Origin of the sequence: Pseudomonas sp. LH21 (assembly GCF_036549575.1) — a bacterium.
Taxonomy (GTDB): Bacteria; Pseudomonadota; Gammaproteobacteria; order Pseudomonadales; family Pseudomonadaceae; genus Aquipseudomonas; species Aquipseudomonas peradeniyensis.
Genome location: NZ_CP144367.1, coordinates 1337029 through 1349507 on the forward strand (window position 1 = coordinate 1337029; position 12479 = coordinate 1349507).

General features: G+C 60.2%; 15 protein-coding genes. All 15 read left to right on the forward strand.

The features are described 5' to 3' along the window. Positions 1-237: 237 nt before the first annotated feature. The 15 genes from VUG52_RS06250 (at position 238) to VUG52_RS06320 (ending at position 12479) form a co-directional block, all read left to right on the forward strand. Positions 238-585 carry a phage holin family protein gene (locus VUG52_RS06250; RefSeq protein WP_050704431.1) on the forward strand — a complete coding sequence of 116 codons (348 nt, stop codon included), beginning with the start codon at positions 238-240 and terminating at the stop codon, positions 583-585. A 24-nt stretch (positions 586-609) separates the two neighbouring features. Continuing rightward, positions 610-798 carry a Com family DNA-binding transcriptional regulator gene (locus tag VUG52_RS06255; protein WP_050704432.1) on the forward strand — a complete coding sequence of 63 codons (189 nt, stop codon included), beginning with the start codon at positions 610-612 and terminating at the stop codon, positions 796-798. A gap of 10 nt (positions 799-808) precedes the next feature. Next, positions 809-1639 carry a putidacin L1 family lectin-like bacteriocin gene (locus tag VUG52_RS06260; RefSeq protein WP_050704433.1) on the forward strand — a complete coding sequence of 277 codons (831 nt, stop codon included), beginning with the start codon at positions 809-811 and terminating at the stop codon, positions 1637-1639. Positions 1640-1701: 62 nt separating this feature from the next. Next, a complete protein-coding gene (locus VUG52_RS06265; protein WP_262951495.1) occupies positions 1702-2199 on the forward strand; it encodes a hypothetical protein in 498 nt (165 codons plus the stop codon). Then, positions 2196-2756 (forward strand): phage baseplate assembly protein V, encoded by a 561-nt coding sequence (locus VUG52_RS06270; protein ID WP_262951497.1) that lies wholly within the window; start codon positions 2196-2198, stop codon positions 2754-2756. The genes VUG52_RS06265 and VUG52_RS06270 overlap by 4 nt, the downstream gene beginning before the upstream one ends. 19 nt (positions 2757-2775) lie before the next feature. Beyond that, complete coding sequence (locus tag VUG52_RS06275; RefSeq protein WP_262951498.1) at positions 2776-3420, forward strand: hypothetical protein; 645 nt, start codon at positions 2776-2778, stop codon at positions 3418-3420. Positions 3421-3557: 137 nt separating this feature from the next. After that, a complete protein-coding gene (locus VUG52_RS06280; RefSeq protein WP_050704437.1) occupies positions 3558-3890 on the forward strand; it encodes a hypothetical protein in 333 nt (110 codons plus the stop codon). Between the two features lie 104 nt (positions 3891-3994). Beyond that, positions 3995-4321: a GPW/gp25 family protein gene (locus VUG52_RS06285; RefSeq protein ID WP_198744651.1), complete on the forward strand. Its 327-nt coding sequence runs from the start codon at positions 3995-3997 to the stop codon at positions 4319-4321. Continuing rightward, on the forward strand, positions 4318-5199 hold the full coding sequence (locus VUG52_RS06290; RefSeq protein ID WP_262951500.1) for a baseplate assembly protein: 882 nt from the start codon (positions 4318-4320) through the stop codon (positions 5197-5199). Before VUG52_RS06285 ends, VUG52_RS06290 begins: the two co-directional genes overlap by 4 nt. 1 nt (position 5200) lies before the next feature. Next, a complete protein-coding gene (locus VUG52_RS06295; RefSeq protein WP_262951501.1) occupies positions 5201-5809 on the forward strand; it encodes a phage tail protein I in 609 nt (202 codons plus the stop codon). Continuing rightward, on the forward strand, positions 5802-7538 hold the full coding sequence (locus VUG52_RS06300) for a phage tail protein (protein WP_262951503.1): 1737 nt from the start codon (positions 5802-5804) through the stop codon (positions 7536-7538). Before VUG52_RS06295 ends, VUG52_RS06300 begins: the two co-directional genes overlap by 8 nt. A 10-nt stretch (positions 7539-7548) precedes the next feature. Next, positions 7549-8100, forward strand: a complete 552-nt coding sequence (locus VUG52_RS06305) for a hypothetical protein (RefSeq protein ID WP_262951504.1) — start codon at positions 7549-7551, stop codon at positions 8098-8100. A 379-nt stretch (positions 8101-8479) separates the two neighbouring features. Then, on the forward strand, positions 8480-10663 hold the full coding sequence (locus tag VUG52_RS06310) for an S-type pyocin domain-containing protein (RefSeq protein WP_331832586.1): 2184 nt from the start codon (positions 8480-8482) through the stop codon (positions 10661-10663). Positions 10664-10673: 10 nt separating this feature from the next. Beyond that, positions 10674-10913, forward strand: coding sequence for a pyocin S6 family toxin immunity protein (locus VUG52_RS06315; RefSeq protein ID WP_262951507.1), 240 nt, complete (start codon positions 10674-10676; stop codon positions 10911-10913). A gap of 399 nt (positions 10914-11312) precedes the next feature. Then, positions 11313-12479: a phage tail sheath subtilisin-like domain-containing protein gene (locus VUG52_RS06320; RefSeq protein ID WP_069016700.1), complete on the forward strand. Its 1167-nt coding sequence runs from the start codon at positions 11313-11315 to the stop codon at positions 12477-12479.

Consider the following 12479-nt stretch of genomic DNA (forward strand, 5'->3'; position numbering starts at 1 on the left):
GGTTGGCAACTGGCCCGGGTGTGCAGCGTAAAGCACCACGATCAGTTATCCGGCGGGCAGGCGGCCGCGGTCGGAGTCATCAATTTGAAGCGCAACCGCACGGCGTCACCAGTCGTGGCCGGCGGTTACACCGCGCATTACTGAAAAGCCTGCAGAGCGGGCTTTTTGGAATGCCGAGTCAAGCCAATCACGATCCGCCGGCCTCTCGCTGGCGGGCAACACACAGGAGACAGGAACGTGACGAACGAGCAACAGACGTTGCTGGAGATGCCGCTCTGGCTGGTGATCCTCCTGGCATTGCTGGGCGGACTTTCCGGCGAGATGTGGCGCGCCGACAAGGCCGGCGCCCGCGGCTGGGGGCTGCTCAGGCGGCTGGCGCTGCGCTCCGGGGCCTGCATGGTCTGCGGGGTGTCGACGGTCATGCTGCTGTATGCCAGCGGCATGTCGATCTGGAGTGCCAGTGCCTTTGGCTGCCTCACTGCCATGGCTGGCGCCGACGTGGCCATCGGCCTCTATGAGCGCTGGGCCGCGCGCCGGCTGGGGCTGGACGACCAGCCCGCAGTGGCGCGCCAGGACGAAGAATGAACGCGGTAACAAGGAAGAAAGCGGATGTTCAACGAGTTTCGCTGCGGTAAATGCAACCGCTTGCTGGCCCGCATCGGCGGGTCGGCGCTGGTCCAGATCAAGTGCTCGCGTTGCGCGACCTTGAACCACATGAAGGCCACGGGCCTCGACAACGTGCCACCGAGCGATCAGGACGGGCCGCAGGGCCCGGCTCCCCTTCAATCGATCCAGTAGGAGAAACACCATGGCAGGTCGTACCCGCATTCCTTTCAACGGCGTCGGCACTTCGGTGCTGCCCGCTTATCAGACCCTGTCGGCGGGCCAGTACCTGCTGTCGCCCAACCAGCGCTTCAAGCTGCTGCTGCAGGGCGATGGCAACCTGGTGATCCAGGACAACGGCGCCACCGTCTGGGTCGCCAATGAACAACAACCCTTCAGTTCGAGCATACCCCTGCGCAACAAGAAAGCCCCGCTGGCCTTCTACGTGCAGTACGGCGCGTTCCTCGACGACTACTCGCGGCGCCGCGTGTGGCTGACCAACAACAGCACCTTCACCAGCAACGACCAGTGGAACCGCACGCACCTGGTGCTGCAGGACGACGGCAACATCGTGCTGGTCGACTCCCTGGCGCTGTGGAACGGCACGCCGGCCATCGCGCTGGTACCTGGCGCTGTGGACTCGCTGCTGCTGGCACCCGGCACCGAGCTGGTACAGGGCGTGCTGTACGGCGCGGGCGCCAGCAAGCTGGTGTTCCAGGGCGACGGCAATCTCGTGGCCTATGGCCCGAACGGCGCGGCCACCTGGAACGCCGGTACCCACGGCAAGGGCGCCGTGCGCGCAGTGTTCCAGGGTGACGGCAACCTGGTGGTCTACGGTGCCGGCAACGCGGTGCTGTGGCATTCGCACACCGGCGGCCATGCCAGCGCGGTGCTGCGTCTGCAGGCCAACGGCAGCATCGCCATCCTCGACGAGAAACCGGTGTGGGCGCGCTTCGGCTTCCAGCCGACCTATCGCCATATCCGCAAGATCAACCCTGACCAGAAGCCGATCGACATCTGGACCTGGCACTTCTGAGCCAGGCGCCGGGCCTTCGCGGGCCCGGCCTTCGCCGAACCGAGCGTTCAAGGAGCACAAGCATGAGCGAATTGGCCCAGTTGTACGCGGCTGTCACCTCCACCCTGCGGGCGGCGTTGCCGGCCTTCGCCACGGTCGCCACGGAGGGCGACGACATTCCCGAGCCGGCTCTGCCGGCCCTGGTGCATGGCGTGTTGCGCATGCGTGGCGACGAGGCGCTGCGTGACGGTCGCTCATTACTGATGGCGACCTTCGAGGCCCGCGTCACCGCCCAGGGCACCCCCGCGCAGGCACGGACGCAGGCCGGCGTGCTGGCGGCGCAGCTGATCGATGTGCTGCGCCAGCAGTCCTGGGGGCTTGATTACGTCGAGGGCGCACGGGACATCCTTGCCGAAGCGGAGGGCACCACCTGGCGGGTGCAATGGGAGCAACCGGTCCTGCTGGGGACTGTCCACTGGCCCTGGCCCGACCAGCCGGCGGGCAGCCTGATGCTGGGCTTCGCCCCGGACACCGGGCCCGGCAACGAGGGCAAGTACCTGTCACCGGAGGACCTGGCATGAGCTACGCCAGTGCCATGCACGATCGCATGCTGGCCAGCCTGGTGATCCCTTGCCGGGTGGTGGCGGTGGACCTGGCCGCGGCCCGGGTGCGGGTGTCCGACGGCGGCGGCTGGACCAGCGCCTGGGTGCGCTGGCACGCCCAGGCGGCCGGCAAGGCCCGCCACTGGCGGGTGCCGAGCCTGGACGAGCAGGGCGTGTTGATCAGCCCCAGCGGCGAACCGGCCTTGGGCACCTTCGTCCCGGGGTTGTACGGCAATGCCGGGGCGGCGCCGGACAACCGCGACCATGTCGAGGTCTGGCGCTTCGACGATGGCGGCTCGCTGGCCTACGACTGGCAGGCCAAACGCTATGACATCCAGCTGCCCAGCGGCCAGGCCACGGTCAAGGTCGGCGCAAGCACCCTGGTGGTCAGCGACAACGCCATCACCCTTGACGCCGCGTCGATCACCCTGACCGGCACGGTCGCCATCAACGGCCCGCTGACGGTCAGCGGCGACATCAACGGCGGTGGCCGGATCATCGACACGGCCGGCAACACCGCCAATCACAATCACTGAACAAGGATCAGATCAGACCATGAAAAAGCTCAAACCCACTCTAGTCGCGCTCACCCTGCTGTGCAGCGTCATGGCTCCAGGTGCCTGGGCGGCAACTGCCCAGTCGTGGAATCTCGCTCGGGACATGTACATCGCTACCCAGAGTGCCGCTGCCGATTCCCCCTGGACGTTCATGCAGAACAGGACTGGGCTCAACGTACCGGCCAACTACACGCCGCTACCGACGTTCGTTGCCGATAACTGCAGTGGCGCCAATGTCACTTGCTGGCGCGATGACGCCAATAGCGCGTATGTGAGTGTCATCAAGAAGAGCTTCACCTTCAGTGGCTCGGGTGGCAGCTTCGTCTTCAAGCAGGGCGATGTGGCCACCCATCCGGGCGGCGATAGCCAGAGCATCGTGCGCTGGGCCAGCCCGATCAGTGGCCGGATCAACGTGCTGGGCCGGGTCAACGATCTGCACAGCGCGTGCGGCGATGGCGTCGCCTGGTCGCTCAACCTGGGTGACCGCGTGGTGCAGTCGGGCGACTTGGCCAATGGCGGCAGCGCGGTCATCAAGGCCAACGATATTGAAGTGAGCGCCACCTCGATGCTCTATCTGGTCATCGACAAGAAGACCAGCAACGCCTGTGACGCCACCAGTCTGGATCTGCTGATCACCAACTGATTTCTGCCACCGAGCAGTGTCTGGACGTGCGCCTGTGCCATTACGCAGGGCGTCTCCAGCGAAACGCGATCGCCTGTGAGCGACATGTCTTGCGCAATGGTGCGCATTTGATCATTCGACTCAAAAGGTAAAGCAACATGGAAGCAGTAAAAGTAGGCAAGCATTTCTTCAACGCCCACCCAACCGCCGTCAGCCAGGTCTTCAGCGCCGCGGACAACAAGGATGGCGTGTACCTGCGCACCGCCACCCTGTGCACCGGCGGTGGCATCCTCAACCTGTACACCGGCCCGAAGGCGCCGGCCTACCTCGGTGACATGAGCGTCCACGCCATCATGGGCGGGATCAACGGCGGCATCGATTCGCAGTACACCCTGCCTTATCAGCTGTTCATCCCGGCGGGCTATGGCCTGTGGACCGTCGCCAACAACGCCACGGCGGCCGTCGCCCTGACCTACGACTTCGTGTCCTGAGGCCGGTTGCCCGGCAGTGCCGGGCAACTCATTCCTGCCTGCGAGGTGATAACCATGCGCTATCCGAACAGGCTACCTGGAGCCTCAATTCCAGGAGGTGCCCCATGATCGGCATGGACCGCCGCACCGGCCAGTCCCTGTCGGGCGTGGCCCACCTGCGTCAATCCATCGAAGACATCCTCACCACGCCGCTGGGCAGCCGGCGCATGCGCCCGGAGTACGGCAGCCAGCTGCGCCGCTACGTCGACCTGCCGGTCAACGAAGGCTGGAAGAGTGCGGTGCAGGCCGAGGTGGCCAGGGCCCTAGGGCGTTGGGAGCCGCGTCTGAAGCTGGAGCGAGTCAAGGTCGTCGCCGTGCTCGATGGTCAGGTCAGCCTGGCCTTGAGCGGTCGTTACCTGGGGGATGACGCCCTGGTGGAGGTGACGGTATGAGCCAGGTCGACCTGTCGAAACTGCCCGCTCCGCAGCTGCTCGAGGACCTCGATTTCGAGGCGCTGTACCAGGAGGACCTGGCCAGCTTCCGTGCCCAGCTGGGCGACGGCTGGACCGCCAATCTGGAAAGCGACCCTGTGACCAAGCTGCTCGAGGTCGGCGCGTACCGCAAACTGCTCAACCGGGCACGGATCAATGACGCGGCCAAGGCGCTGCTACTGGCCTATGCCCAGGGCAGCGATCTGGATCAGCTGGCGGCCAACGTCAGCCTGCAACGCCTAGTGATCCAGGCGGCGGACCCGGGCACGATTCCACCGACCGAAGCCATGCTCGAATCCGACGACGCCCTGCGCGAGCGGGTGCAACTGGTCTACGAAGGCCTGACCACCGCCGGCCCGCGCAACAGCTACATCCTCCATGCCCGCAACGCTTCGGGGCGGGTCGCCGACGCGACCGCCGAGAGCCCGTCGCCGGCGGTGGTGGACGTCACTGTGCTGAGCCTGGACAGCGACGGTGTGGCCAGCCCCGAGCTGCTGGCGCAGGTAAACGCCTACCTCAACGACGACGATATTCGCCCGGTCGCCGACCGGGTCAATGTGCGCAGCGCCGAGGTGTTGCCGTACCGCGTCGAGGCGGTGCTGCACATGGCCGACAACGGCCCGGAGTTCGAGGCGATCCTCAGCGAGTGCCGGCGTCGTCTCCAGGCCTGGGTCAATCCGCGTCGACGCCTTGGCGTCGAGGTCGCCCGCTCCGGGATCGACGCGCAGTTGCACATCGATGGCGTGAGCCGTGTCGAGCTGGTCGGCTGGAGCGACATTCGCCCGAGCAAGGCCCAGGCCGCCTGGTGCACCGGCATCGAACTGCGGCGGGGTGGCTGACATGCAGAGCCTTCTGCCGCTCAACCGCACGCCGCTGGAGCGGGCCATCGAGGTGGCGGCCGACGAGGACCTCAAGGTCACGTTGCGCACCCTCTACAACCCCGACACCTGCCCGGCGCACCTGCTCTACCAGCTGGCCTGGGCCTGGTCGGTGGACCGCTGGGACGACAGTTGGAGCGAGGCGATCAAGCGCTTGGTGATCCGCTCGGCGTTCTTCGTCCATGCCCACAAGGGCACCCTCGGCGCCCTCAGGCGGGTGGTCGAGCCGTTCGGCTACCTGATCGAGGTGCAGGAATGGTGGCAGACCCAGCCTGCCGGCGTGCCGGGGACCTTTGCCCTGAAGGTCGGGGTGACCGACACCGGCATCAGCGAGGAAACCTACAACGAACTGTCGTCGCTGATCGACGACGCGCGGCCGGTCAGCCGCCACATGACCGGTCTGGCGATCAGTCTCGAAAGCCGTGGCGGTCTCTATTTCGGCTGCGCGCAGCAGGACGGCGATGAACTCGACGTCTACCCGCCGGCACCTCCTGACCTGATCGTCAGTGGCGCCATTGGTCGCGGCGGTCGGGAACACACAATCGATACCTTGGACATTGCACATGGTTGACCAGAATTCCCAGTTCTACGCCATTCTCACCAACGTGGGCGCGGCGAAACAGGCCAACGCGGATGCCTTGGGCATCCCGTGGAAAATCACCCAGATGGGCGTGGGCGACGCCAACGGCGTCGACCCCACCCCCAACGCCACCCAGACCAGCCTGATCAACGAATGGCGCCGGGCGCCGCTGAACCAGCTGAAGGTGGACGACAAGAACAGCGCGATCATTGTCGCCGAGCAGGTCATCCCGGCGGATGTCGGCGGCAAGTGGATCCGCGAGATCGCGCTGTACGACGCCGATGGCGACATGGTCGCCGTGGCCAACTGCGCGCCGACCTACAAACCGTTGCTCAGCCAGGGCTCGGGGCGCACCCAGGTGGTGCGTATGAACCTGATCGTCAGCAGCGCGAGCAACGTGCAGTTGAAGATCGATCCGGCGGTGGTACTGGCCACCCGTGAATGGGTGACCGAGGAGCTGGCTCGGCAGGATTTCAAGCATTCGGTTCAGGTCGCGACCACAGCGGCGATTACCTTGAGTGGGCTACAGACCGTCGATGGAGTTGCATTGCAGGCGGGGACCCGGGTGCTGGTCAAGGACCAGACGGCGGCCAAGGACAATGGTCTCTACCTGGTGGCCGCAGGCACATGGACGCGGTGCAGCGATGCCGACAGCGATGCCAAGGTCACGCCTGGCCTGCTGGTGCTGGTCGAGAAGGGCACGGTCAACGGTGACAGTGCTTGGCAGTTGGTCAGCGATGGGGCGACGACTTTGGGTGTCAGTGCCCAGAACTATGAAATGGCCTTCGGTCGTAGCGGTGTGTCGGTAGGGACTTATCGTAGTGTCACGGTAGACAAGTACGGGCGAGTGGTTACAGCGACCAATCCAACCACGGTAGCCGGATATGGGCTGACTGATGTCTATACAAGGAGCCAGGTAGATGCTGCGCTGGCGCTCAAGGCACCGCTTGCCAGCCCTGCATTCACCGGTGCCCCTGCCGCCATGACACCTGCGAGGGGGGATATTTCGACTCGTTTGGCCACCACCCAGTTCGTCAAGGAAATGGGATTATCATTTCCCTCATACGTGACAGGGTTTCCATCAGGTTCAACCTTGACCCTGTCCGAAGTAGGGCGAATGGTTTATATGAACGGTGGTGGTGCTCCGATATGGAGTAGTACTGTGGTACTACCTTCCTCGGGTATTCCGATTGGTTCAGTATTTTGTCTTTCCGTTGGGTCCGGGGATGGCACCATTACAGTTCATAAACCTGCTGTGGCAGGGGGATACATCGCAATTGGGTCTCGTGCATACGACACCATTACGATCCGTTCTAATGAACCACCTTTGATGTTGGTATGTAATGCTGATCACACGTATGCAGTGATTGCCGGTGGCCTTTCAAATACCGCCGATTACGCCTCGCAAATTGCCGCGAATGGATGGGCTAAGAGTCCTAATGGTTTGATCGAACAGTGGGGTAGCATTTATCTGCCGGCAAATGTTTCTTCGGCAAATATTGATACGGTATTCCCGCTTAGATTTCCAAATGGTTGTTTGTCTGTGGTTGCCAGTATTGGTGTGACGATCGATGATTATGATCGAGTTTCATATTATCGTCAGGATAGACAGTCGGTAAGTATCGGGAAGCCAAGTGTCGCAGGGTTTGATGGGCAAGCTTTCTGTGATACCAATGTTTATGATGGTCGCACTGTGCAGTGGCGTGCAATCGGTTACTGAGGAGAGTTTAATGTCAATCTTCGTCGTAAAGGGTGAACGCACGTTCTACAATGATGACGTTCATAAGCGTATTCCCTCGGGCGCAATCAAGATATCTCAGGAATTTTATGAGAAGCTTCTTCAGGCGCAGTCAGAATATAAAACTCTTGATTTTAGTGTCTGTCCGCCTGAGATCCTAGAAAGAGACGCTGAGTGGCCGAGCGTGGCGGATCTACAGGCGTTCATCGATGACCAGGTAGCCTCGATTTATGCCAATTGGAGCCGCTTTGAAAAAGAGCATCTTTCCCGTGAAAATGCTGCCCGGCAATACAAGGATGCCGGCTATCAAGGCGATGCCGGCATCTGGATCAAGAGTTACGCGGATTCTGCAGGTTTGACCTGCACCGAGGCGGCTGACCTCATCATTCAGCAGGCCGAACAGCAACGGTTGGACCAGGAGGCTTTGGCGGTACTGCGCATGCGCAAGCATGAACTGGATATTGTCGATGGCGCAGCCCGATTCGAACGTTATCAGTTGTTGGCGGAAGAGATAGCGCAGATTGGCAGTGTTGACTCCTACTAGGAGTCGCGATGGGTGACACCACGTGTAGTCTAGAAACTTCCTTTCTGGCCAGATAATTCTGGGAGTATAGTCACCTGACTTTGCATTCGTTAGTCTGGAATGGTTAATAGGCTTAATTGTTATGTGGGCGCTTTGTGACTAAATTCGGCGCCTGCGAGTAGTGTCACGATACTGATCGGCCTGCGGGGGCGAATCGCTCATGCTGATTTAAATGCAGGGCTTATGTCAAACCAGCAACACCACCTCTACTAAGGTTGGGAAGGATTTCCATTTTGAAGGGGCGGGTGGTTTGTAAGAGATTTAGGGTGTTCGGAGGCGCCAGTCTGTTTAACGCCATGTTGGATTTTTGGTTTTGGAAGGATTTTTAAGGATAAATAGTATGGCGATTGAGCTTCCGGAAATTCATGTGTACGCCTACCCTCCTGCCTATAGCGGCCGTGGCGGTGGTAAACCAATGTCGGATCCTGTAGAAGATGACATGATCTATAAATCGGCTAACGGGTTTGAAAATAGCCACAGGGCACGAGTGGCGGCGGATTACGCTCCCAGACTGCAGGGGATTATCAATAGTGTAACTGTTGAGGTCGCGAAAGTCAGGGCTGACGCTGTCGCGAACTCTATTATTGAGCGACTCCAAGTCATCAAGTCCTCGCTAGAGCGAATGATGGCGGAAATTGTTCAGAAACGTGATCAGAAAACTGTTTTGGCGTTGGCTTATAATGGACAAGATCCTACGCTTTATAACCCCATTCGTACCCAGCCAGGTTTTTGGACGCGGGACGCGTATAGCTATAAACAGAACACGCTGAAGTGGGCATCTTCCTATGATGCGTTTCATGATGCCAAGATTTACGATCAGGCAATTAGTCTGATCAAACAGCACCTAAGTGCAATCGACACTGAAATCCAGGCTGCACTGGCTCAGGTCGCACAACAAGCAGCTCAAGCCATCCGTGAGGGGATTGGAGGTCAGCTCTCAGCCATCACTGCTGCTCCTCGACAGCAACTGGCAGATCATGCAGCAGCCGCCACCTTGAGTCTTTCGCAGTTGTCCATTCAAGTCAGTGCCGAGGCCGGTACGGCGAACCAGCAAACGCAGCAGCTGGCGGGCCAGGCACGACAACACATTACCGCGCTTGCTCAATTGGCACGGGAGCAACTGGGTCCAGACGAGCTGAACCGGATCGTCGCCAATGCACTGGCAGAGGTTGAGGCTGGTGTTTCCCACTTTTCCGGGGTGGTGAATTCGCTGATCAATGAATTTACAGGGTTCGGCCAAGGTAGACAGCAGGCTATCGATCAGGTGGTCACTGAGGCTGCAAGTCAGATTCTGGCACGTCAAGGCGAGTTGAATGCCCAGGTACAGGCTACCCCCACGAACGATACTGTAGTTGCTGCCCAGCAGAGTCTTCAGGTTTTCACGAACGGTACCCTCACCAGTGCAAAACCGCGCATTGATCAGGAGCAAGCCGCCTACCGCGTTAAGGTCGATCAAACGCAGGCCTCCCTACAAGCGGCTCAAACCACGCTGCAAACAGAGCTGCAGGCACTGCCTGGTAAGGTGCAAAGTGCAATCACGCGTGTCGCCAATACCTACCGATTTCCGGCTAGTGTCAGCAGCCTGATCAGTATCCCCGGTCAAGGGGCAGTCCCCGTTGGCGAAGCGGTATTGTCGTTAGGCAATTCAGTCGCTCGGGCAATTGCGGAGATTGGCCGGGTCGCGGTTGCAGGTCCGGGCGCCTACGTCGCGACATTCCTGGCCCTGGCCACCTACTCCTCGTCGACAGCTGATGATGCTCATGACCGCACACCGGACCGGATTCGCTATGGATTGGGTGTGAACGCCGAGACGCTAGGACTCTCTGGTGCTCATGATCTGAACGCCATTGCGGCAGCCCAAGGAACCGTCGAGATGCCGTGGCGGCTAACCAGCGAGGCGCGTGGTGATGGTCGCTCATATGTTTCGGTGGTCAATGCCGATGGGGTAAGAATGTCCAAAAGCGTGCCAGTACGAGCTGCTAAGCTCGACCTGCAGACAGGTCTGTATACTGCGGTGGTGCCAAGTTTGATCGCTGATCAACCTGCGATCACCCTGACTTGGACCCCGGCTTCGCCGCCAGGTCAGCAATCATCGACGAGCATGACCCCTGTTGTGCCTCCGCAGGTTCCAGTGTACACAGGAGTAGAACTGGAGCCACAGACCGTCACGGCTGAAGTCTACCCAGGTGAGGTAATCGATGTCAGTGACCTGATCATTACCTTCCCCGCAGATTCGGGGATGGAACCGATCTATGTAATGTTCAGCAATTATCACTATCACCAGGCACCTAAAGATTTAATCGCTTTTCCTGATGCAAAACGTGTTAAGTCCAAAAGCAGTGTTCGTGGTGGTGGTAAAACTAGAAGGCGCTGGCAGGATAGTAAAGGGCAGATTTATGAATGGGACAGTATGCATGGTACAGTTGAGCTATATAACAAGCAGGGCAAGCATTTAGGGGGGTTTGACCCTGTGTCTGGAAATCAAACGCAGCCTGCCATTCCTGGCAGAGTCACTCAGAAGTGAGAGGAATTGAATGTTTATTAATTTGACTGGTTTTTTGAAAGAAGACCATCTTGATAACTCGCTTAAGTACGATTTTGATATCCCCAGTGTTCATGAAAAAGAAGTAATGAAATTATTGGGCTGGCAGTCCCTGGAGGCCGAATCAGATGGCGAGCTCCCTTTGACAGATGAGCAAGCAGAAAAGATCTTTTCCTTGCTTGGTAATCAGAAGCCGGAGGGGCTGGATTTTTTTGTTGGAGTAAGTCAGTAGCAGAGGATTCTTTTCATGCAGGGTTTTGCATAAACGTCCTGCAGTTAGCTAATCTTGAACAGTGGTCATGATAGTTCCCTTGCGTACGCTATGTGCGCAAGGGCGGTTTTTAAACTGCCGTAGCTTTACCCTGGCCATCGCAATGATCGCTGCAGGTGATACAAGTGACCGTTAGTCAATATTAAGCTTGGTCGTAATTCCCGCATCCATGACCGTGAATACGTCCCCCTTTTCATGGCCAGAATAACGTAAGCGCTCCATGAATCTCACATCTAAAACGCTTACCTGATCCTTAGTCGTGAGTGCAGCTTGTATTCTGCTTAAAGGCCGCTCTCCCCATTCACTATTCCCATCTGCATCCCCAATCCTCAGGGTATTATTTATATTAGGAGTTTCATAATGAGTGGATTCTTCCACGGCGTCACCGTGACCAACGTCGACACCGGCGCCCGCAGCATCGCACTGCCATCGTCCTCGATCATCGGCCTGGTCGACACCTTCACCGAAGGCCCGGGCGTCACCGCCAAGGCCAATGACCTGATCCTGATCACCAGCGAGCGCGAAGCGGTCGCGGCGTTCGGCCAGGATGCGGCGATCACCAAGGCCTGCCGCGCCATCTACAGCCGCGCCAAGGCGGTCATCGTCGCCTGCGGCGTGGCCAAGCTCGAAGACGCCGCCGAGCAGACCTCAGCGATCATCGGCAACGTGCTGGCCGACGGCAAGCGCACCGGCCTGCAGGCGCTGCTCGACGGCAAGAGCCGTTTCAACGCCCAGCCACGCCTGCTGGTCACCCCCAAGCACAGCGCCACCCAGGCCGTAGGCACCGCCCTGGTGGCCCTGGCCGACAAGCTGCGCGCCATCGCCATCATCGACGGCCCCAACACCACCGATGAAGCGGCCATCGCCTACGCCAAGAACTTCGGTGCCAAGCGCGCCTTCCTGGTCGATCCGGGCGTGCGCTACTGGGACAACGCCGAAGAGGCCACCGTCGACGCGCCGGGTTCGGCCTGGGTCGCCGGCCTGTTCGCCTTCACCGACCGCGAGTACGGCTTCTGGGCCTCGCCGTCGAACAAGGAGTTCGTCGGCATCACCGGCACCACCCGTGCCGTGGAGTTCCTCGATGGCGACGACACCTGCCGCGCCAACCTGCTGAACAACGCCAACATCGCTACCATCATTCGCGATGACGGCTTCCGCCTGTGGGGCAACCGCACCCTGTCGAGCGACCCGAAATGGGCTTTCGTCACCCGCGTGCGGACCATGGACATCGTCATGGACGCGATCCTCTACGGCCACAAGTGGGCCGTCGACCGCTCCATCACCGCCACCTACGTCAAGGACGTCACCGAGGGCCTGCAGGCGTTCATGCGCGACCTGAAGAACCAGGGCGCGATCATCAACTTCGAGGTCTTCGCCGATCCGGAGCTGAACACCGCCAGCCAGCTGGAGCAGGGCAAGGTGTACTGGAACATCCGCTTCACCGATGTGCCGCCTGCCGAAAACCCCAATTTCCGCGTCGAAGTCACCAACCAGTGGCTGACCGAAGTCCTCGATTCCGCCGCTTAA